General features: G+C 63.6%; 21 protein-coding genes. 4 read left to right on the plus strand and 17 right to left on the minus strand.

Going from position 1 to position 19,257, the window contains the following annotated elements:
* The first annotated feature begins 11 nt into the window (after positions 1–11).
* Both AC04SG_RS17685 and AC04SG_RS17690 read left to right on the plus strand, forming a co-directional pair.
* Complete coding sequence (locus tag AC04SG_RS17685) at positions 12–1,058, plus strand: NAD(P)-dependent alcohol dehydrogenase (RefSeq protein WP_488552082.1); 1,047 nt, start codon at positions 12–14, stop codon at positions 1,056–1,058.
* Positions 1,059–1,060: 2 nt separating this feature from the next.
* Positions 1,061–2,161, plus strand: a complete 1,101-nt coding sequence (locus AC04SG_RS17690; RefSeq protein WP_488552083.1) for an ABC transporter ATP-binding protein — start codon at positions 1,061–1,063, stop codon at positions 2,159–2,161.
* Here AC04SG_RS17690 and AC04SG_RS17695 read toward each other — a convergent pair.
* From AC04SG_RS17695 to AC04SG_RS17735, 9 genes are all read right to left on the minus strand, one after another.
* Positions 2,154–3,740 carry an FGGY-family carbohydrate kinase gene (locus AC04SG_RS17695; RefSeq protein WP_352561985.1) on the minus strand — a complete coding sequence of 529 codons (1,587 nt, stop codon included), beginning with the start codon at positions 3,738–3,740 and terminating at the stop codon, positions 2,154–2,156. The two genes, AC04SG_RS17690 and AC04SG_RS17695, sit on opposite strands and share 8 nt — an antisense overlap.
* A complete protein-coding gene (locus AC04SG_RS17700) occupies positions 3,737–4,420 on the minus strand; it encodes an HAD family hydrolase (protein WP_488552084.1) in 684 nt (227 codons plus the stop codon). Before AC04SG_RS17700 ends, AC04SG_RS17695 begins: the two co-directional genes overlap by 4 nt.
* Positions 4,421–4,431: 11 nt before the next feature.
* Entirely contained in the window at positions 4,432–5,910 is a 1,479-nt protein-coding gene (locus AC04SG_RS17705) for a mannitol dehydrogenase family protein (RefSeq protein ID WP_488552085.1), read from the minus strand.
* An 88-nt stretch (positions 5,911–5,998) separates the two neighbouring features.
* Positions 5,999–6,769, minus strand: coding sequence for an L-iditol 2-dehydrogenase (locus tag AC04SG_RS17710; RefSeq protein ID WP_488552086.1), 771 nt, complete (start codon positions 6,767–6,769; stop codon positions 5,999–6,001).
* Positions 6,766–7,770: an ABC transporter ATP-binding protein gene (locus tag AC04SG_RS17715; protein ID WP_477282944.1), complete on the minus strand. Its 1,005-nt coding sequence runs from the start codon at positions 7,768–7,770 to the stop codon at positions 6,766–6,768. The genes AC04SG_RS17710 and AC04SG_RS17715 overlap by 4 nt, the downstream gene beginning before the upstream one ends.
* A 107-nt stretch (positions 7,771–7,877) precedes the next feature.
* A complete protein-coding gene (locus AC04SG_RS17720) occupies positions 7,878–8,702 on the minus strand; it encodes a carbohydrate ABC transporter permease (protein WP_112560002.1) in 825 nt (274 codons plus the stop codon).
* Positions 8,703–8,713: 11 nt separating this feature from the next.
* Positions 8,714–9,586 carry a carbohydrate ABC transporter permease gene (locus AC04SG_RS17725; protein ID WP_112560001.1) on the minus strand — a complete coding sequence of 291 codons (873 nt, stop codon included), beginning with the start codon at positions 9,584–9,586 and terminating at the stop codon, positions 8,714–8,716.
* Positions 9,587–9,704: 118 nt separating this feature from the next.
* Positions 9,705–11,015 carry an ABC transporter substrate-binding protein gene (locus AC04SG_RS17730; protein WP_488552087.1) on the minus strand — a complete coding sequence of 437 codons (1,311 nt, stop codon included), beginning with the start codon at positions 11,013–11,015 and terminating at the stop codon, positions 9,705–9,707.
* Between the two features lie 519 nt (positions 11,016–11,534).
* Entirely contained in the window at positions 11,535–12,443 is a 909-nt protein-coding gene (locus AC04SG_RS17735) for a LysR substrate-binding domain-containing protein (RefSeq protein WP_488552088.1), read from the minus strand.
* A 110-nt stretch (positions 12,444–12,553) separates the two neighbouring features.
* On the opposite strand from AC04SG_RS17735, the gene AC04SG_RS17740 reads away from it, so the two are divergent.
* A complete protein-coding gene (locus AC04SG_RS17740) occupies positions 12,554–12,739 on the plus strand; it encodes a hypothetical protein (RefSeq protein ID WP_488552089.1) in 186 nt (61 codons plus the stop codon).
* A 23-nt stretch (positions 12,740–12,762) separates the two neighbouring features.
* Here AC04SG_RS17740 and AC04SG_RS17745 read toward each other — a convergent pair whose 3' ends face one another.
* Positions 12,763–13,722 carry a sugar-binding transcriptional regulator gene (locus AC04SG_RS17745; RefSeq protein ID WP_488552090.1) on the minus strand — a complete coding sequence of 320 codons (960 nt, stop codon included), beginning with the start codon at positions 13,720–13,722 and terminating at the stop codon, positions 12,763–12,765.
* 224 nt (positions 13,723–13,946) lie between these two features.
* On the opposite strand from AC04SG_RS17745, the gene AC04SG_RS17750 reads away from it, so the two are divergent.
* Complete coding sequence (locus AC04SG_RS17750) at positions 13,947–14,579, plus strand: HAD family hydrolase (protein ID WP_488552091.1); 633 nt, start codon at positions 13,947–13,949, stop codon at positions 14,577–14,579.
* A gap of 259 nt (positions 14,580–14,838) precedes the next feature.
* Here the strand turns inward: AC04SG_RS17750 and AC04SG_RS17755 are convergent, their stop codons facing one another.
* From AC04SG_RS17755 to AC04SG_RS17785, 7 genes are all read right to left on the minus strand, one after another.
* Positions 14,839–15,606, minus strand: a complete 768-nt coding sequence (locus AC04SG_RS17755) for a class II aldolase and adducin N-terminal domain-containing protein (protein WP_488552092.1) — start codon at positions 15,604–15,606, stop codon at positions 14,839–14,841.
* An 80-nt stretch (positions 15,607–15,686) separates the two neighbouring features.
* Positions 15,687–16,319, minus strand: a complete 633-nt coding sequence (ureG, locus tag AC04SG_RS17760; protein WP_192255260.1) for an urease accessory protein UreG — start codon at positions 16,317–16,319, stop codon at positions 15,687–15,689.
* Entirely contained in the window at positions 16,316–16,756 is a 441-nt protein-coding gene (locus AC04SG_RS17765; protein WP_112559991.1) for a DUF3995 domain-containing protein, read from the minus strand. The genes ureG and AC04SG_RS17765 overlap by 4 nt, the downstream gene beginning before the upstream one ends.
* A complete protein-coding gene (locus AC04SG_RS17770; RefSeq protein WP_488552139.1) occupies positions 16,753–17,427 on the minus strand; it encodes an urease accessory protein UreF in 675 nt (224 codons plus the stop codon). Before AC04SG_RS17770 ends, AC04SG_RS17765 begins: the two co-directional genes overlap by 4 nt.
* On the minus strand, positions 17,420–18,019 hold the full coding sequence (locus AC04SG_RS17775) for an urease accessory protein UreE (protein ID WP_488552093.1): 600 nt from the start codon (positions 18,017–18,019) through the stop codon (positions 17,420–17,422). The genes AC04SG_RS17770 and AC04SG_RS17775 overlap by 8 nt, the downstream gene beginning before the upstream one ends.
* Positions 18,016–18,621: a glutathione S-transferase family protein gene (locus AC04SG_RS17780; RefSeq protein WP_488552094.1), complete on the minus strand. Its 606-nt coding sequence runs from the start codon at positions 18,619–18,621 to the stop codon at positions 18,016–18,018. The genes AC04SG_RS17775 and AC04SG_RS17780 overlap by 4 nt, the downstream gene beginning before the upstream one ends.
* A gap of 42 nt (positions 18,622–18,663) precedes the next feature.
* The gene (locus AC04SG_RS17785; protein WP_192255267.1) at positions 18,664–19,257 is read right to left on the minus strand and encodes a hypothetical protein; all 594 of its coding nucleotides are present in this window, start codon (positions 19,255–19,257) and stop codon (positions 18,664–18,666) included.

Raw genomic sequence — 19,257 nt, forward strand, 5'->3', positions numbered from 1 at the left:
AGGACTGACCGATGCGGGCACTGGTGCTTGAGAAAAAAGGCGAACTGTCGCTGCGCGAGATCGCGCTGCCCCTCGACGTCGGACCGGACGACGTCAAAATCGCCATCCACACGGTCGGCGTCTGCGGCAGCGACGTGCACTATTACACGCATGGCGCCATTGGCAGCTACGTCGTGCGGGCACCTATGGTGCTCGGCCATGAAGCCTCCGGAACGATCGTCGAGGTGGGCGCCAATGTCGAGGCGTTCAAAATCGGCGACCGCGTCTGCATGGAGCCCGGCGTACCAAACCTGTCGTCGCGCGCGACAAGGCTCGGCATCTACAATGTCGACCCCGACGTCAGCTTCTGGGCGACACCGCCGGTGCATGGCGTGCTTGCTCCTCAAGCGGTGCACCCGGCCGCCTTTACCTACAGACTGCCCGACAATGTCTCTTTCGCCGAAGGCGCGATGGTCGAGCCCTTTGCCATCGGCATGCAGGCGGCCAGCCGCGCCCGCATTGTTCCGGGCGATGTCGCCGTGGTCGTCGGCTGCGGCCCGATCGGCATCATGATCGCGCTTGCCGCCCTTGCCGGCGGCTGCTCGAAGGTGCTGATCTCCGATTTCTCCGCCCCCAAGCTCGAGATCGCCGCGCAATATGCCGGCATCGTGCCGGTCAATATCGGCGAGCAATCGCTGGCCGATGCCGTAGCGGCTGCTACCGACAATTGGGGCGCGGACATAGTCTTCGAGGCGAGCGGCAGCCCGAAGGCCTTTGCCAACCTGTTCGATGTCGTGCGGCCTGGCGGCGCGGTGGTGCTGGTCGGGTTGCCGGTGGAGCCGGTCAGCCTCGACGTTCCGGCGGCGATCTCCAAGGAAGTGCGCATCGAGACGGTGTTCCGCTACGCCAACATCTTCGACCGCGCGCTGCAGCTGATCGCTTCGGGCAAGGTCGACCTCAAGCCGCTGATCACCGGCACTTATGCCTTTGCCGACAGCATCGAGGCCTTCGAGCGGGCGGCGCAAGGCAACCCGCAAGACGTCAAGCTGCAAATCCTGCTTACCGGCGAAAAGGGCTGACCATGTCCGCGATCGTTTGTTCCCATGTCGACAAGGCATACGGCGCCACCACCGTCATCCGCGATCTCAATCTGTCGATCGAGGAGCATGAGTTCGTCGTCTTCCTCGGGCCTTCCGGCTGCGGCAAGTCGACCTTGTTGAGGATGCTGGCCGGGCTGGAGGATATCAGCGGCGGCGAGGTGTCGATCGGCGGCAAGGTCGTCAACGATCTCGAACCCGGCGATCGCGGCATCGCCATGGTGTTCCAGAACTATGCGCTCTACCCACACATGACGATCTTCGACAACATCGCCTTCGGCCTCAAGCGGCAGAAGGTGCCCGCGGCCGAGATCCAGAAGCGGGTCGAGGCGGTGGCCAAGACACTGGGCCTCGAACCTTACCTCGCCCGCAAGCCGACGGAGCTTTCCGGCGGTCAGCAGCAGCGCGTGGCGATTGCGCGCGCCATGATCAAGACGCCGAAGGTGTTCCTGTTCGACGAGCCGCTGTCCAACCTCGACGCCAAGCTGCGCAACCATATGCGGGTCGAGATCGCCCGGCTGCATCAGTCACTGAAGACCACCACCGTCTACGTCACCCACGACCAGCTCGAAGCGATGACGCTGGCGGACCGCATCGTTTTGCTCAAGGACGGCGTCATCGAGCAGATCGGCTCGCCGGCCGAGATTTACAGGCAGCCGGGCAATCTGTTCGTCGCCGGCTTCATCGGCACGCCGAACATGAATTTCATCGACGTGACGGTCGGTCGGAAGGACGACCGCTGGGCGCTGACGGGTGCCGGCACGACCTTTTCCATCGAAGGCTTCGGTTTCGACCTGCGAGGCGTCCATCGCGCGGTGCTTGGGGTTCGGCCTCCGGACCTGAAGACCGCCGACGCCGGGGACAGCACCAACCTCCTGCAAGGCACTGCCGATCTCATCGAGTTCCATGGCAATGACGCGCTGGTGACGTTCGCCTGCGACGGCAAGGAGGTCAGCGCGCTGGTGCCGGCCCGCGAATGCCCGGCGTTGCGCGCGCCGGTGCGTTATACATTCGAGGAGGAGAGCGTCCACCTGTTCGACGCGACGTCAGGTGTATCCTTGCGCACAGCGCAGAAGCCTAGCTGATGGCGTCGAGCGCCTGCCGCTGACGGTGCATTTCGAGAAAGATCTTGTAGTCGCGGTCGAAGCGGCCTGAAGCGGCCGGGTTCGAGGCGCGCGTTCTGCCGCCTTGCTGCATGGCGACGCAGGCGGCGTTCAGGTCGGGAAACAGGCCAGCGGCGGTGGCGGCGACCATGCCGGTGCCGAGCAGCACCGCTTCATCGGCCAGCGGCTCGATAACAGCGCAGCCGGTGGCGTCAGCATAAAGCTCCATCAAAAGCGGGTTCTTGGTGTGGCCGCCGGTGACATGCAGCGTGTCGATCAAGTAGCCATTCTCGTTCAGCGCCTCCAGCACGTGGCGCACGCCGAGCGCGATGCCGACGGCGGTGCGCCAATAGAGCTTGCACAGGCTGTCGAAGGAGGAATCCAGCGTCAGCCCGCTGACGACGCCGACGGCATGCGGATCGGCAAGCGGCGAGCGGTTGCCATGGAAATCCGGCAGCACATGCAGCCTGGCGGCGAGCTTGTCGCCCTCTGTCGCGCGGAGTTCGGCGACGCGCCTGGCGATCTTGGCATGCATGGCGGCGTCCGGCTCGCCACCGGCGCCATGCCAGCGGATGATGTGGTCGAGCAGCGCGCCGGTGGCCGACTGGCCGCCTTCCGATAGCCAGAGTTTTGGAAGTGCGGCGCCATAGTACGGGCCCCAGACGCCGGCAAAGGGTTGCGGGTCGGGCGACATCGCCATGACGCAGCTCGACGTGCCGGCGATCAGCGCCAGATGGCGACCGATATTCTGTTGATCGCCGGCAAAGCCGCCGAGCACGCCGAGCGCGCCGGCATAGGCGTCGATAACACCGGCGCCGACCCGGCAGTTCTCGGTCAGGCCAAGCTCGGCCGCCGCATCGGCCGAGAGCATGCCGATATCGGCGCCAACCGCGCTTGCCTTCTCCGGCAGGTTGCCGTGCTCGAACAGATCGCTTAGCCCGACCGTCTCGAAGAAGTCGCGACGCCAGCCGGTTTCTTCGTGCGCCAGATAGGTCCATTTGGCGGTCAGCGTGCATTGCGAACGCGCCAGCGAACCGGTCGCCTTCCAGGTCAGGAAATCGGTAAGATCAAATAGATAGCCGGCTTCATGCCATGTGCCGGGCAGATTGCGCTTCAGCCACATCAGCTTCGGCGTCGCCATTTCCGGCGACATGACGCCGCCGATATAGTCGAGCACGGCGTGGCCGCTTGCCGTGCATTCGTCGGCTTCGGCTATGGCGCGATGGTCGAGCCAGACGATGGTGTCCCAGCGCCGCTCGCCCGTCACCGACACGCTGAGCTGGCCGCCATCCCTGTTCAGCACCACCAGCGAGCAGGTGGCGTCGAACGACATGCCGACAATGTCTTCAGCTGACACACCGGCCTTTTCGCGCGCCGCGCGCACCGCGATGCACACTGCCGACCAGATATCCTGCGAATTGTGCTCGGCGTGATCGGCCTTCGGCTGGTTCATGACGATCGGATGCTCGGCGCGGCCGAGCAAGGTGCCTGACGTGTCGAGAATGCCCGCGCGGGCGCTCCCGGTGCCGACATCGACCGCGCAAACGAAGCTTTTCGTCAAGATGCTTTTACTCTCGCTCCCAGGCCTGCAATCAGATCGGGCAATTGCAGCATGTCAGCGAATATAAAGTCCGGTTCACTCGACGCAAGCCGCGCTTTCAAGGCCGGGTTGCCGGCGTGCGAACCGCCGGTGAAGGCAAAGACGCGCATGCCGGCGGCCCGGGCCGCGGCGATGCCGGCCGGGCTGTCCTCGACGACAAGGCAGCTGCTCGGATGGGCCCGCATCGAGGCGGCGGCGTGGAGAAAAAGATCCGGCGCCGGCTTGCCGCGCGCGACCATGGCGGCGCTGAACAGATGCGGCTCGAGCAGGCCGAGCAGGCCGGTGACGTCGAGCGCATAGCGGATGCGGTCGAGCGTGCCCGACGAGGCGACGCAGCAGGGTGCGCCCAGTTTCGGCAGGACCTCCCTGATGCCGGGTATCGGTTTCAGCTCTTCGCGGAATTTGCGCATCAGTTCGACGCGCATGTCGGTCAGCTGACCGTCGGTGATGTCGATCGCGAAATCGCGGCCGAGAATTTCGCGCACGCTTTTCATGCTCTTGCCGAGGAAGTGCTCGTAGGCAGTGTCCTCGCTGACCGAACCGCCGGCAGCCGTGATCATACCAAGCAGGGCCGAGACCGACAGCGCCTCGCTGTCGACCAGCACGCCGTCACAGTCGAAGATGACCAGTTCGGGCGTCATTGCGGCTCGCGTCAGAGCTTGCCGGCGATGTAGCGCGTCAGCGTCGCGCGCGCACCATTCGCCCACAGAACCTTGAGCGCATGGGCAAAGGCCTCGGCGAACGGCGCCGAGCGGCCGACATCGCCATAGATGTCCTCCATGGCAAGCCAGGCGCCGGGCTTGTCCTTCGCCGCCTTGGCGGTGGCCTGCAGCCGGTCCCAGCTCGGATCGTTGGCCTCGATGACGGCGCCGCTGTCGGTGGTGCCGAAGCAGTAGCGGCACCACAGCGCCGATTCCAGCGCGAGACCCGCAACGCTTTTGCCGGCTTTCAGCCGGTCGGCGATGGTCGGGATGATGAATTTCGGCTGCCGGTTGGAACCGTCGAGGCAAAGCCTTCGGATGGTGTCACCGATCTTCGGGTTGGAGAAGCGGTGCTCGATGAGCTGATAATAGTCCTCCAGCACGGTGTTGGGCACTGGCGGCACGGTCGGAATGATCTCGTCATGTTCGAGCTTGGCGAGGAAGCCGCGCACCAGCGGCTCCTGCATCGCCTCATGGACGAAATGGATGTCCATCAGTCCTGCTGGATAGGCGATGGTAGCATGGCCGCCATTGAGGATGCGGATCTTCATCAGCTCGTAAGGCGCGACGTCCTTGACGAATTGGACGCCGACTTGCTCCAACGGCGGACGGCCGTCAGTGAAATGATCCTCCAGCACCCATTGCTTGAACGGCTCGCAGAACACCGGCCAATTGTCCTCGAGGCCGAACTCCGTGGACAGGATGCCGCGCTCGCGATCGGAGGTGGCCGGCGTGATGCGATCGACCATGCCATTCGGGAAGGCGACGTTGTCGCTGACCCAGTTGGCCAGATCTTCGTCGATCAGGCGGGCAAGGCCGATGACGCCGTCCGACGTGACATGGCCGTTGTGGGGGATGTTGTCGCAGGACATGACTGTGAACGGCACGATGCCGTCGGCGCGGCGGCGCATCAGCCCGGCCAGGATGAGGCCGAACACCGTCTTCGGCGTGGTGCCGGCCTGCGCGTCGGCGACGATGTCGGGATGGGTCGGGTTGAACTTGCCGGAGGCCGGATCGATGAAATAGCCGCCTTCGGTGATGGTCAACGAGACGATCTTGATGGCGGGATCGGCAAGCTGGTCGATGATGGCATCCGCATCGCCTGGCGTCAGGAAGTCGATCATGACGCCAGTGACGCGGGCGCTCATATGGTCGGAATCCTGCTCGACCACGGTGGTCAGCCAGTCCTGCTCCTGCAGCTTGGAACGGCCGACCTTCTCGCCCTCGAAGACGCCGGCGCCGATCAACGCCCAATCATGGCCAATGCCCGCATTGAAGAGGTCGTCGAGATAGACGGCCTGGTGCGAGCGATGGAAATTGCCGACGCCGAAATGGACGATGCCGGCTTTGAGCGCAGTGCGATCGTATTTCGGGCCGGCGACCTCTGGGGGAAGCTTGGCGAGGACGGAAGACGAGAGTTTCATGGTCATCTGCTTTTACCCTTTGGCCGGGCTGCGGCCTGCGTAATCCCGGCCTCTTCTCCCCGTGGAGGGATGGGGAGAAGAGTGCCTTCGCCCCTCAACTCATCCACTGGCCACCATCGACATTGTAGGTCTGGGCGACGATGTATTCGGCGTCATCGCTGGCCAGGAACACGGCCATGCCGGTCAGGTCCTCCGGCTTGCCCATGCGGCCGTAAGGCACGCCCTCGCCGACCAGCCGCTTCTTCTCGCCCTTCGGCCGGTTCTCATATTTGGCGAACAGCGCGTCGACCTCATCCCACATATCGCTGCCAACGACGCCCGGCGCGATGCCATTGACGTTGATGCGGTGCTTGATCAGATCGAGCCCTGCCGACTGGGTGAGCGAAATGACCGCAGCCTTGGTGGCGCAGTAGACGGCGACCAGCGGCTCGCCGCGCCGTCCGGCCTGACTCGCGATGTTGATGATCTTGCCGCCCTTGCCGCGTGCGATCATTGAGCGGGCCGCGGCCTGCAGCATGAACAGCGTACCGGCGACGTTGACCGAAAACAATTTGTCGTAGCTCGCCTTGGTGATCTCGATGATCGGCGCCAGGTCGAACAAAGCGGCGTTGTTGATCAGTATGTCGAGGCCGCCGGTTTTTGTCTCGACCACCTTGACCGCCGCCTCGATCGAAGCGAGGTCGGAGACGTCGAGCCTGACCGCATAGGCCTTGGCGCCAATCTCGGAGGCTGTCTTTTCGGCAGCCGCCAGATTGATATCGGCAATGGCGACGGTCGCGCCCTCGCGCACATAGGCTTCGGCGAAGGCTCTGCCTATGCCCCGCGCGGATCCGGTGATCAGCGCCGATTTGCCTTTCAACCTCACTGCGTCAGCGCCTTTCCGTCGGGGCCGAAGCGATGCATCCGAACCTTGTCGGGCGTGAGGTAGATGGTGTCGCCGTGACGGACAGGCATTTCGCCGTCGGCGCGCACGGTCAGCGTGCCGACGCCATCGGCCTGGACGTGCAGGAAGGTGTCGGATCCCAAATGTTCGGCAACGCCAACAGTGGCTTTCCAGTCGCCCGCCGTGGTCGAGATGTTCATGTGCTCGGGACGGACGCCGATGGTCTTGGCGTTGTATTTGGCGGCCGGCGCGCCTTCGATCAGGTTCATCTTCGGCGAACCGATGAAGCCGGCCACGAACAGGTTCTTCGGCGACTTGTAGAGCTCCATCGGCGAGCCGACCTGTTCGATGTTGCCGGCGTTGAGCACGACGATCTTGTCGGCCATGGTCATGGCTTCGATCTGGTCGTGGGTGACGTAGATCATCGTCGTCTTGAGCTGATGGTGCAGCTCGCTGATCTCGAGACGCATGGTGCCGCGAAGTGCTGCGTCAAGGTTGGACAGCGGCTCGTCGAACAGGAATGCCGAAGGTTGGCGCACGATGGCGCGGCCGATGGCGACGCGCTGGCGCTGGCCGCCGGAGAGCTGGCCGGGCCGGCGTTCGAGATAGTTGGTGAGGTTCAGCACCCGGGCCGCATCCTTCACCTTCTTGTCGATCGTCGCCACATCCTCGCCCGCCATCTTCAGCGGGAAGCCGATGTTCTTGGCCACCGTCATATGCGGGTAGAGCGCATAGGACTGGAACACCATGGCCAGCTTGCGCTTGGCCGGCGCCTCGCCGGTGACGTCGCGGCCATCGATGTTGATGGTGCCGCCGCTGGTGTCCTCGAGGCCGGCGATGAGGCGCAGCAGCGTGGACTTGCCGCAACCCGACGGGCCGACGAAGACGACGAACTCGCCATTCTCGATGACCAGGTCGAGGCCTGGAATGATGACCGTCGATCCGAAGTGCTTGGAGACGTTCTTGAGCGTGATGTTTCCCATGGTTTCCTCCCCGAGGGGTAACTATTTGGTTTACGCAATTCCGGACGGAAAACCGCTACACACTTTTCCTGGAATAGCTTTAGCCGGTTGCTTCAGGCAGTTTCGGTTTACTTCACGGCTCCGAATGTCAGGCCGCGCACCAGCTGCTTCTGGCTGAACCAGCCCATGATCAGGATCGGGGCGATCGCCAGCGTCGAGGCCGCCGAAAGCTTGGCCCAGAACAGGCCTTGCGGGCTTGAGAACGAACTGATGAAAGCCGTCAGCGGCGCGGCCTCTGTGGTGGTCAGACGGATGGTCCAGAACGCTTCGTTCCATGCCAGGATGATGTTGAGGAGCATGGTCGACGCTATGCCTGGTACCGCCATCGGGGTCAGCACATAGGCGATCTCGCCCCACAGGGTAGCGCCGTCCATGCGCGCGGCTTCCAGGATTTCGCCAGGGATTTCGCGGAAGTAGGTGTAGAGCATCCAGATCACGATCGGCAGGTTGATCAGCATCAGCATGACCATCAAGCCGATGCGGCTGTCGAGCAGGCCGGTGTCGCGGAAGATCAGGTAGATCGGGAACAGCACCGCGACCGCCGGCATCATCTTGGTCGAGAGCATCCACATCAGGATGTCCTTGGTCCGTTTGCCCGGCGAGAAGGCCATCGACCAGGCGGCCGGAACCGCGACGATCAGGGCCAGGATGGTCGAGCCGACCGAGAGCAGCACCGAGTTGAAGAAGAACTTGAAATAGCCGCTCTGCGCCTGGACCTCGGTATAGCTCTCGAACGTCCCCGACGGGATCAGGGCGAAGCCCTGGATGGCCTCCTGCTCCGACTTGAACGAGGTGATGATCGTATAGAGGATCGGGAAGAAGATCAGCAGCGCGACGATCCAGGCGGCGCCGGTCGCAATGACCTTGTGTTGGGTGGTGACTGCACGTGCCATCGTATCCTCCCTTACTTGTCCAGGTTCTTGCCGACCGCGCGCATGGCGAAGAAGGCGACGATGTTGGCGAGAATGACGGCGATGACACCGCCGGCGGATGCCTGGCCGATTTTGAACTCCAGCAATGCCTTCTGGTAGACGAGGAAGGGCAGGTTGGTGGAGGCGTAGCCGGGGCCGCCATTGGTGGTGACCAGGATCTCGGCATAGACCGACAGCAGGAAGATGGTCTGAATCAGGATGACGACGGTGATGGCGCGCGACATGTGCGGCAGCGTCAGATAGATGAAGCGGCTGACGAAGCCGGCGCCGTCCATCTCGGCGGCTTCCTTCTGCTCGCCGTCAAGTGACTGCAGGGCAGTCAAAAGGATCAGCGTCGCGAAAGGCAACCATTGCCAGGCGACGATGATGATGATCGCCATCATCGGATGCTGCCCGAACCAGTCGATCGGTTGAGCCCCGAAGAAGCGCGCAATGTCGGCGAAGACGCCGTATTGCGGATGCATGATCATGTTCTTCCAGACCAGCGCCGCCACCGGCGGCATGACGAAGAACGGTGAGATGACGAGGATGCGCACGATCCCCTGTCCCCACATCGGCTGATCGATCAAAAGCGCCAGCAGGATGCCGCCGATGACGGTGATCAGCAGCACGCTGCCCACCAGAACAAGCGTGTTGAGGATCGACTGCAGGAAGGCCGGGTTGGAATAGAACAGCGCGTAGTTGGAGAAGCCGACGAACCCGTCGCGGATAGGATTGAGCGGATTGTACTGCTGGAAGGAGAACCACAGGGTGATGACCAGCGGCACGATCATCCAGACGAACAGCAGCACCACGGATGGCGCCATCATGAAACGGGCAAGCGAACGGGTCTGCTGAGTAGCCATGACGGTCACCCTTCAAGGTCAGCCAATTTTCAAGTGTGTGAAAGAGGCCGCCCGAACTGGGATTCGGGCGGCCGTTGCCGGCCAGGAAGGCGGCCGGCAGTCGGCACCGGGAGGAGCCTTACTGGATATAACCGCCTTCGGTCATCGTTGCCGTGGCGGCGTCCTGGGCCTGCTTGAGCGCATCGTCGACGCTCGACTGGCCGGCAAGCGCCGCGGAGAACAGCTGGCCGACGGTGGTGCCGAGACCCTGGAACTCGGGGATGGCGACGAACTGCACGCCGACATAGGGCACCGGCTTGACGGTCGGATGCGTCGGATCGGCGGCGTTGATGGAGTCCAGCGTCATCTTGGCGAAAGGCGCTGCCTTCTGGTACTCCGCATTGGCGTAGAGCGAGGTGCGCGTTCCCGGAGGAGCGCTGGCCCAGCCTAGCTTGGAAGCGACGAGCTCGGAGTAGTGCTTGCTGGTTGCCCAGGAGACGAACTTCTGCGCCGCGTCCCCCTTCTGCGTACCGGCGGGAACGGCCAGCGACCATGCCCACAGCCAGTTGCCGCGCTTGCCGAGACCGGTGTCAGGCGCGAGCGCATAGGCAACTTTGTCGGCGACCTTCGAGCTCTTGGGGTCAGAGACCATGGATGCGGCGACCGTGGCATCGATCCACATGCCGCACTTGCCCTGCTGGAACAGCGCCAGGTTTTCGTTGAAGCCGTTGGACGAGGCGCCCTCGGGGCCGTCGGCCTTCATCAGATCGACATAGAACTGCAGCGTGTTCTTCCATTCGGGCTGGTCGAATTGCGGCTTCCAGTTCTCGTCGAACCAGCGCGCGCCGAAGGAGTTCGACATGGCGGTCAGGAAGGCCATGTTCTCGCCCCAGCCGGCCTTGCCGCGCAGGCACACGCCGTTCACGCCATTGGCGCGGTCGGTCATCTTGTCGGCGGCCTGCTTGATGAAGTCCCAGGTCGGCGCGTCGGGCATGGTCAGCCCGGCCTTGTCCATCAGGTCCTTGCGGTACATGACGAAGGAGCTTTCGCCGTAGAAGGGCGCGGCGTAGAGCTTGCCGTCGACCGAAAGGCCGCCGGCGATGGCCGGCAGGATGTCCTTGGCGTCATAGTCGTCGCCGAGCTTGTCGAGCGGCAGCAGCCAGCTCTGCTTGGCCCAGATCGGAACCTCGTAGGTGCCGATGGTCATGACGTCGTACTGGCCGCCCTTGGTGGCGATGTCGGTGGTGACGCGCTCGCGCAGCACATTCTCTTCGAGCGTGACCCAGTTGAGCGTGATGTCGGGGTTCGCCTTGGCGAAGTCGTCCGTCAGCGTCTGCATGCGGATCATGTCGGCGTTGTTGACGGTGGCGATGGTGATGGATTCGGCATGCGCGGCGAAAGCGAAAGCGCTGGCCGACAACAGGCCCAGAGTGAGCGTGCGAAGTTTCATCAAATTCCTCCCATGAACCAAGATGAGCATTTGCCTTGGTACTGAGCAATTACTCACTCGATGTTAATTATGTCAAGCCGGATTCGATGCTGCAGCGCAGCACGCGAGGGCGCGCGCGGCGTCGTGCGGAGAGGGAATATTCGATGGATTCGGGGGTAGCCTGTCGGGGCGCGAACATCAGGGCGGCTTGCCATCGCAACCCCATCAATGATGGAGCTGGGAGCCAGCCCTCAGCCGTGGGCCGGGTAGCTTCCGATGGAATATTCGAAAACCCGGCCGTCGCGAGTTTGCTCGGCTCTGGTCAGCGTTTCCGTCACCCTGATCCAGTTTGATTCGTCCTTGCTCAGCCCTGACTTCGCGGCCGATTGCCTTTATGGCAGCTTGAAATGGCGTGAATGCTTCGATCGCGTGCGTCACACGCCTGCCGCGCGTTTCAGTCCACGAAAGCGAGAATTGTCGTGGATCTTTGGCCCAACCTTGAAGACTCGGCAGAAACCATCCCCCGACTCAGTCTGCACCTTAAGCGCAGGCGATCTCGGCCAGGATCCAGTCGCGGAAGGCCTTTATCTTCGGCACGTTGCGGCGCGCCGTTGGATAGACCAGCCAATAGGCATGGCCGTCGTCGCCAACCAGCTCGAAGGGCTGGATCAGGCGGCCGGCGGCGAGCTCGGTCTTGAACAGCGCCGTGGTCAGGATCGCCACGCCATGGCCGGCGATCGCCGCATTCGCCTCATAGGCCTGCGCACCCATGCTGGTGCCGGTGCGATTGGCAAGTTCGTCCGCCGGCACGCCAGCAAGGGCGAACCATTCCCGCCACCATATGTCGCCGGGATCGAGAATGGGCAGTTTGAACAGGTCGGCCGGTTCGTGGACGCCACCAATGCTGGCGGCGAGCGCCGGGCTGAGCACCGGGGTGAAATCGGCCTTGAACAGAAGGTGCGTTTCCACCCCCGGCCATTTGCCGCTGCCGGAGCGGATGGCGATGTCCATGTCCTCGCGGGTGAAATCGATGACCCTGTTCGAGGTATCGACGCGCACCGCCAGCGACGGGTGCGACAGTTGAAAGGAGCCGAGATGCTGCGCCAGCCAGTTCGAGGCGAAGGTCAGTAGCGTCGACACGCAAAGCACGCCATCGGCGCCGCCGCGTGCGGCCGAATAGGCGCTGCTGATCAGACTGAACGCCTCGCTGACGGCGGGCGCCAGGCGCTGGCCGGGTTCGGTCAGCACGATCTGGCGCGGCTGGCGCAGGAACAGCGGCGAACCGATGCGCTCTTCCAGCAGCTTGATCTGATAGCTGGCGGCGGCCTGGGTCATGCCCAGTTCCTCCGCGGCCTTGGTGAAGGAGAGATGCCGCGCGACGGCTTCGAACACCCTGATGGCCTGCAGCGGCGGCAGTTGGGCAAGCTGTGGTGCCTTGAGTTCGGGCATAAGCCCTCCTTATGAGTCATGATCGACGTTTGATTGGAAGCCGGAGCCGATCAGACCGATATCTGGTGTCGACGATCAATCCAGTTCAAGCATAGCGGAGGCTGAAGATCATGACCACGGTACAGCAAAAGCTCCATTCAACCCCGGCGCAGAGCTGGTTTTCTGTGCTGGCGCACGAATTTTCGCTGCTGGTGGGCCGCAAGCGCGGCTATGTCGACGTCCGGGAATTGTCGCCGCATTTGCAGCGCGACATGGGTTTCCTCGATGGAAACGACGTTTGCGGCCGGCACAAATAGCCGCGCCGATTTTTATCGCCAGCTCAGGCGCCGTCGAGCAGAGCCGTGGCGGTCCGCTCGTCGGTGATGAGGCCATTGACCAGCCGCCGGTTCACCGCGGCCAGAATGCCCGGCAATTTGCGCTCGCCCATGGCCAGCGCAATGACGAGCGATTTTTCGCGTGACGGCAAAGCGGCCGACGATACCCGGTCGTTGGTGATGCCCTCGATCATGCGGCCTTCCCGGTCGAACACCCAGCCGACGATCTCTGCAACGCCGCCGGCCTTTTGCAGCGCCTTCAATTCACTTTCCGAGATGAAGCCGTCCTCATAGAGCGGCGCCTTCGGGCCGAGATCGCCGATGCCGACAAAGGTGACGTCGGCTTCCGCTGCGAGCGCCAGCGTCGGCTGGATCATCGGCTGGGCGAGTAGCATCTCGCGCTCTTCCGGCGACGAGGCGATGACCGGCAGCGGCATCGGGAACGAGCGCGCTTTGACCCTGTCGGCCATGGTGAAGATGACGTTGTAGAAGGCGGCAGAACCGTCGGGCGAGATGTTGCCGGTCAACGACACCACCTTGTGCTGCGAGCATTCCATCGGCGGCAACTGCTCGATCGCCGCCTTCAGCGTACGGCCGGTGCCGATGGCCATGACGATCGGCGTCGGCGACCTGAGCCGCCGCTCGATCTCGGCGGCGGCCGCGTCGGCAATGCCGATCGTGGTCGAGGACGAGGTCGGATCGCTCGGCACCACTTCGACCAGGTCAAGCGCGAAGCGCGACCTCAACCGCGCCGCAAGGTCGAGGCAGTTGGCGATCGGGTGGTCGACGCGCACCTTGATCAGCCCTTCCGACACCGCCAGCGACACCAGCCGCTGCGCTGTCTGCCGGGAAATGCCGAGCGTGGTGGCGATCTGGTCCTGCGTGTTGCCGGCAACATAATATAGCCAGCCGGCGCGCGCCGCCTCATCCAGCCTGTTGCTGCCGCCGTCCTGCCGCGAATTCAAAATCGGCCTCCAGCCCTGCCCTTTTGGCCCGCCCCTTGGGCGAAGCGCTATAGTCTTGCAGGGAATGCGTCGGCGCGCAATTGTCTATCGAGAGGGCAATTGCTTGCCGCGTTGACCCCATTGCGACGAGGCAATCGCCACGGCCAAAATCGCCTGCACATGACTTCGGCGGTTTATCTCCCGGTACAAACGCTTTAAGGGGATCGGCAAAAGGAGCCTCGCGCATGACGCCGAAAGCGGTTTTCTGGGATATGGACGGCACGCTGGTCGACAGCGAGCCGCTGCATGAGGCCGCCCTGGTGGCGGCGCTGCGCAGCGTCGGCATCGCGCCGCCGGTCGACCTGCATGAGCGGGTGCTGGGCATCGCCGCCGGACCGGTCTACGAGATGCTGCGCAGCGAGTTCGGCCTCGACCTGCCCTTCGACGACTGGATCGTACGCAAATATGACCACTATCTGCCGATGGCCGAGACGCTGAAGCCGCGCCCCGGTGCGATCGAAGTGTTCAACACATTGCGCGCGCTCGGCGTGCAGCAGGCGGTGGTGTCCAATTCCGACCGGGTGATCGTCGACGCCAATCTGAGCGCGGTCGGCCTGATCTATCCCGGCATGCGCACGATCAGCCGCAACGACGTGCGCGAAGGCAAGCCGCATCCCGAACCCTTCCTGCGCGCCGCCTGGCTGGCCGGCGTCGACCCTGCGGATGCGGTGGCGGTCGACGACAGCGTGACCGGCGCCACATCCGGCCTGGCGGCGGGGATGCGCACGATCTTCTGGCCGGAAGCGCCAATGGAAGGACCGCCCGGGGCTGTGGTGATCAACAGCGCGGAAGAGTTGCGGGCTCAGTTGGGGCTCTAAGCGTCAGCATTGGGGGAAGGGCGGCGAGCCTGAAACCAGCCCCCTTCTCCCCGTCACTGTACGGGGAGAAGGTGCCGGCAGGCGGATGAGGGGCAGCGCTGACTTGGCAAAGCGTCGGCGTCAGATGCTGATTTCTGAAACCTTGGCGCTGCCCCTCATTGTCCTGCCGGACATTTCTCCCCGTATAGTGACGGGGAGAAAGTGGCTGTGTTGATGGTTTCGCCAATTGCCGACGGCGATCACTCCGCAACTGAGGCGCTCAGCTCCGGTAAACCGGCTCCTCCTCGTCGAGGATCGCCTTGAGCTCGGCAAGATGACGCTCGGCCTGGCCTGGATAGTCGTCCATTTCGCTGGCGGCCTTTTCGGCAATCGCGTCGGAGAGCGTGCGCAGCGGACGGCCGGTCCACAGCGCCTTGATGTAGGTTTCGGCGGCGCGCTCGAAATAGAACATGCGGTTGAAGGCATCGGCGACGGTATCGCCGATGACCATGACGCCATGATTGCCCATCACCATCACCTTGACCTTGGGATCGGTGAGCAGCTGCGAGCAGCGCTCGCCCTCTTCCTCGAAGGCCAACCCGCCATAATGGGCGTCGACGACATGGCGGTTGAAGAACATTGCTGAGTTCTGGTCGATCGGCGGCAGGGTCGAATCGGCCAGCGATGCCAGCACGGTGGCGTGGATCGAATGCACATGCATGACGCAGCGCGCATGCGGGACGTTGCGGTGGATGGCGCCGTGCAGGCCCCAGGCGGTCGGGTCCGGCGCATTCGGGCCAGACAACGTCCCGGGATCGTTGGCGTCGATCAGCAGAAGGTCGCTCGCCTTGATGCGTGAGAAATGCACCTGGTTGGGATTCATCAGGAATTTGGTGCCGTCCTCATTGACCGACAGCGAGAAATGATTGGCCACCGCCTCATGCATGTTGAGCCGCGCCGTCCAGCGGAAGGCAGCGGCGAGATCGACGCGCTCTTCGTAGTAGGGCAGGTTGGTCAGCGTTTCCTTCTGCAGGCGGGCGATGCTCATCTGAAAACCTCCGTTTTCGAGAGAATGCCGCGCCCGACCGTGGCCAGCAACGGCAAACTGCTGGGTCAGGCTGTCATGCGTCAGGCCGCCGTGCGAGCCGACTGCAGCCCGCCATGCTCGACGATGAAGTCGATGACCTCCTGCAGGCCCTTGCCGCGCGACAGGTCGGTGAAGCCGAACGGGCGCTTGCCGCGCATGCGGGCGGCGTCGCTCTCCATGACATCGAGGTTGACGTTCACGTAGGGCGCGAGATCGCTCTTGTTGATGATGAGGAAATCGGAGCGGGTGATCGCCGGCCCGCCCTTGCGCGGGATTTCCTCGCCCTGGCAGACCGAGATGACATAGAGGGTCAAGTCGGCAAGGTCGGGCGAGAAGGTGGCGGCAAGATTGTCGCCACCGGATTCGATGAAGACGATGTCGAGGTCCGGAAATCTTTTGTTCAGCCCGGCGATCGCCTGCAAATTGATCGAGGCGTCCTCGCGGATGGCGGTGTGCGGGCAGCCGCCGGTCTCGACGCCGACGATGCGGTCTTCCGGCAGCGCCTGCAGGCGGGCCAGCATCATGGCGTCTTCCTTGGTGTAGATGTCGTTGGTGACCACGGCGATGGAAAAGTCGTCGCGCAGCGCCTTGCAGAGCTTTTCCGTCAGCGTCGTCTTGCCGGAGCCGACAGGGCCGCCGATGCCGATGCGAAGGGGACCGTTGGCCTGGGTCATGCCGAAAACTCCGTTATGGCGAGAATTGCGAAGCTGAGCCCGATCAACAGGCACAGCGGCGAATAGAGACTGGTATCGAGCCGCGCAAAAGGTTGCTCCGGCGCCAGCCGGCGCCACCAAGGGGTGAAGCCGGCAATGCCACGACCGAGGAAAACCAGCCCGATGAGCAGCGCTGTGGCGGCGAGGCCTTCCCTTGGAAAGGGCGAAGCAAAGACGTCTTCAAGCGCCAGCGGCCACAGCGTTGCCAGACACAGGCACGCGGCAACAGCAAAACAGGCAAAGGGCGTCGGCATTTCGTCGACGCCGCGAAAGCCGACGACGGCGTGGGCGCAGGAGGCGCCGTCCCTGCCTGGCCAGATGCCGCCAAGGCCCCAATAGACATGCAGCGCGGTGATCAACAGCAGGATGGCCGAAAGAGCGAAGGCGAGCGTGGTCATGAGCGGAACAGCCTGGAGTATTGCGTCTCGTGCTTCATCGCCATCACGTCGGAGATGAAGGCGCAGCCGCCGAGATCGTCCAATGTCGAGCCAGCCGCTCGTGCGGCGGTCGCCAGCGCCAGCGGCTCGAAGCCGGCGAGCAGCACCGTCGCTCCACTCTGACCAACGACGCCGAGCCGGATCGCCGCCTGGACGAGGTTGGAGAAGAACGCCTGCAGGAAGGCTGACATCGCGTCCTGAAGCGCGATGCCGTTGCCGCCGGCAACGGCGCCGACAGCGACACAGTAGGCGCATTCGGCCGGCAAACGCTCCAGCACCGGATTGGGCCATGCCGAGGCCGCTTTCAGGAAGGCGGCGCCTTGCAGCATGGTTTCGGTGTGGCGCTCGTGCGAGCCGGCCAGCGCTTCGGCGAGGTCGGCAATTTCATGGAGGTCGCCACCCCCGTCGCGGGCGCGGCGCCAGGCCTCTGTGAACAGCACGGCGTCGTTCCAGCCTGAGCCCATCTCGACCAGCGTTTCGAGCCAGGCGGCGAGACTTCCGCTGTCGGCCACCAATCCGTCATGCGCGGCGCGCTCGAGACCATGGCTGTAGGAGAAGCCGCCAACCGGAAAGGCCGGCGACAGCCACGCCATCAGCCGCAGCAGAGCGATGCCGGAAGGCTGGTCAATCATGATCGTGATGATGCCCGTCATGGGAATGGCCGTGGGAATGGGAATGCGACTCGCTGTGTGAGTGAGAATGCGTCTCGGCGTGGCTGTGTGCATGCGCTTCGGCGTGCGCGTGACCATGATCATGCCCACTGGAGTAAGCGCCGCGCACCGGCTTGAACGGCTCGGAGACCTCGCGCACCGTGGCGCCGAGCCCCTCCAGCATCGCCTTGATGACATGGTCACGCAGGATCAGGATGCGGCCTGGCTCGATCGCCGCCGCAAGATGCCGGTTGCCGATATGCCAGGCAAGTTCGGTCAGGTGCACGCCATCGCGAGCGCGGATGTCGTAGACCTCTTCCGGCGCTGCGATAATCTCGATCTGGCCGCCGTCTTCCAGCACCAGCCGATCGCCATCGTTCAGGTTGACAGGCTCGGGCAGGTCGACCAGCACCTTGCTGCCGTCCGCAAGCTCGATGGCGCGGCGGCGCAGATGGCGCTCGTCATGGGGCAGAACGGCACGGCCAGATGGTGCGGCGGTTCCGGCCTTGCCGGCAGGCAGCACCGATACGGCACGCGGGAATTTGGTGAAGTCGGTGTTGAGGTTGAGTTTCATCGTATAGCTCCACCATTAGCCTGCGCCCGCGCCCGGGCCGGCCGCGACAGCAGGCGGTCGAAATAGGCGTTGACGCGCTCGGACTCGATCGGGAATTTTCCGGCACGGGCCCAGTTGCCCATGTCGCCCAGCAACACATCGATGGCCGAAAACCGGTCGCCGAGCGCAAATGGCTTGTCGCCCAGCCGGCGGTCCAGCGCCTTGGTCTCCGAGGCGAAATCGTAGGCGGCGGCTGGGCCGACATCGACCCGCACCTCTTTCGGCAGCAGGAAGCGGTGGCGCAGCTTGTTCCAAAGCGGCGCCTCGAACTCGCTTTGGGCGAAATGCATCCAGGAATCCATCTCGGCGCGACCGGCAACACCGGGATTGGCGCCCATGCCCTTGTCGGCATGTTTGTCGGCGAGATAGACACAGATCGCCGCCGAATCCGTCACCGTCAGTTCGCCATCGATGAGGATCGGCACCTTGCCCGACGGATTGAGCGCATAGGCTTCCGGCGAGCGCAACTTGACCTCGACGAATTCATAGGACTGCCCGAGTTCCTCGAGCATCCAGAGAACGCGGCTGACCCGGGATCCACGCGATCCGATGGCCTTGTACATGGTTGAACCTCTTTCTCCTGGACCGTAGACCATCGCGCTCGCTCAGACGATGGTGTCGAAGAGCCGCAGAATGAACGAGACCTGGTAGATCAGCGTGCCGACGACGAAGGCGATGTGGAAACGGCGGTCGCGCACCAGGATGGCGGCGATGCACAGCAGGACGAAAACCGGCGTTCGGAACAGATATTCATTGCCGTAGCGGGCGAAATGCTCGGGTCCTTTCAGCAGCGTGTCAACGACATCGAGCAGATAGGTCGTCGCCAGCAGGCCGAAAAACCAGCCGCGGCGTGAATAGAAGAAATCTTCGTAGCTGGTGTAGTCGAGCATCGAATCCGGAAACAGCAGCGCGCACAGCAGGAACAGCGTGATGGCGTAGAAGATCAGGAACAGGTACTTGCCGAAGGTCCAGACCTCTATGGTGTAAAGGCCGAACTCCCACCACCAGAAATGCACCAGCAGCAACAGCATGGAGGCGACCCAGGCGAGGTGCACGGGATAGAGCCTGTATTGGCCGGGATGCTGGACAATGCGCGCGAGCCCAGACAGCAGGCGCGTGACGCCGAGGCCTATCACCATGCCCATGACGATGCGGATATGCGGGAAGATGTCGTGGGCAGAGACGATTTCGGTGGCCAT

It is taken from the genome of Mesorhizobium sp. CNPSo 4684 (assembly GCF_057784315.1).

Coding starts and splice junctions, on each gene's coding strand:
- AC04SG_RS17685 (WP_488552082.1), top strand. CDS start 12: ATGCGGGCACTGGTGCTTGAGAAAAAAGGCGAACTGTCGCTGCGCGAG.
- AC04SG_RS17690 (WP_488552083.1), top strand. CDS start 1,061: ATGTCCGCGATCGTTTGTTCCCATGTCGACAAGGCATACGGCGCCACC.
- AC04SG_RS17700 (WP_488552084.1), bottom strand. CDS start 4,420: ATGACGCCCGAACTGGTCATCTTCGACTGTGACGGCGTGCTGGTCGAC.
- AC04SG_RS17705 (WP_488552085.1), bottom strand. CDS start 5,910: ATGACCATGAAACTCTCGTCTTCCGTCCTCGCCAAGCTTCCCCCAGAG.
- AC04SG_RS17715 (WP_477282944.1), bottom strand. CDS start 7,770: ATGGGAAACATCACGCTCAAGAACGTCTCCAAGCACTTCGGATCGACG.
- AC04SG_RS17720 (WP_112560002.1), bottom strand. CDS start 8,702: ATGGCACGTGCAGTCACCACCCAACACAAGGTCATTGCGACCGGCGCC.
- AC04SG_RS17725 (WP_112560001.1), bottom strand. CDS start 9,586: ATGGCTACTCAGCAGACCCGTTCGCTTGCCCGTTTCATGATGGCGCCA.
- AC04SG_RS17730 (WP_488552087.1), bottom strand. CDS start 11,015: ATGAAACTTCGCACGCTCACTCTGGGCCTGTTGTCGGCCAGCGCTTTC.
- AC04SG_RS17735 (WP_488552088.1), bottom strand. CDS start 12,443: ATGCCCGAACTCAAGGCACCACAGCTTGCCCAACTGCCGCCGCTGCAG.
- AC04SG_RS17740 (WP_488552089.1), top strand. CDS start 12,554: ATGACCACGGTACAGCAAAAGCTCCATTCAACCCCGGCGCAGAGCTGG.
- AC04SG_RS17750 (WP_488552091.1), top strand. CDS start 13,947: ATGACGCCGAAAGCGGTTTTCTGGGATATGGACGGCACGCTGGTCGAC.
- AC04SG_RS17755 (WP_488552092.1), bottom strand. CDS start 15,606: ATGAGCATCGCCCGCCTGCAGAAGGAAACGCTGACCAACCTGCCCTAC.
- ureG (WP_192255260.1), bottom strand. CDS start 16,319: ATGACCCAGGCCAACGGTCCCCTTCGCATCGGCATCGGCGGCCCTGTC.
- AC04SG_RS17765 (WP_112559991.1), bottom strand. CDS start 16,756: ATGACCACGCTCGCCTTCGCTCTTTCGGCCATCCTGCTGTTGATCACC.
- AC04SG_RS17770 (WP_488552139.1), bottom strand. CDS start 17,427: ATGATTGACCAGCCTTCCGGCATCGCTCTGCTGCGGCTGATGGCGTGG.
- AC04SG_RS17775 (WP_488552093.1), bottom strand. CDS start 18,019: ATGAAACTCAACCTCAACACCGACTTCACCAAATTCCCGCGTGCCGTA.
- AC04SG_RS17780 (WP_488552094.1), bottom strand. CDS start 18,621: ATGTACAAGGCCATCGGATCGCGTGGATCCCGGGTCAGCCGCGTTCTC.
- AC04SG_RS17785 (WP_192255267.1), bottom strand. CDS start 19,257: ATGGCCACCGAAATCGTCTCTGCCCACGACATCTTCCCGCATATCCGC.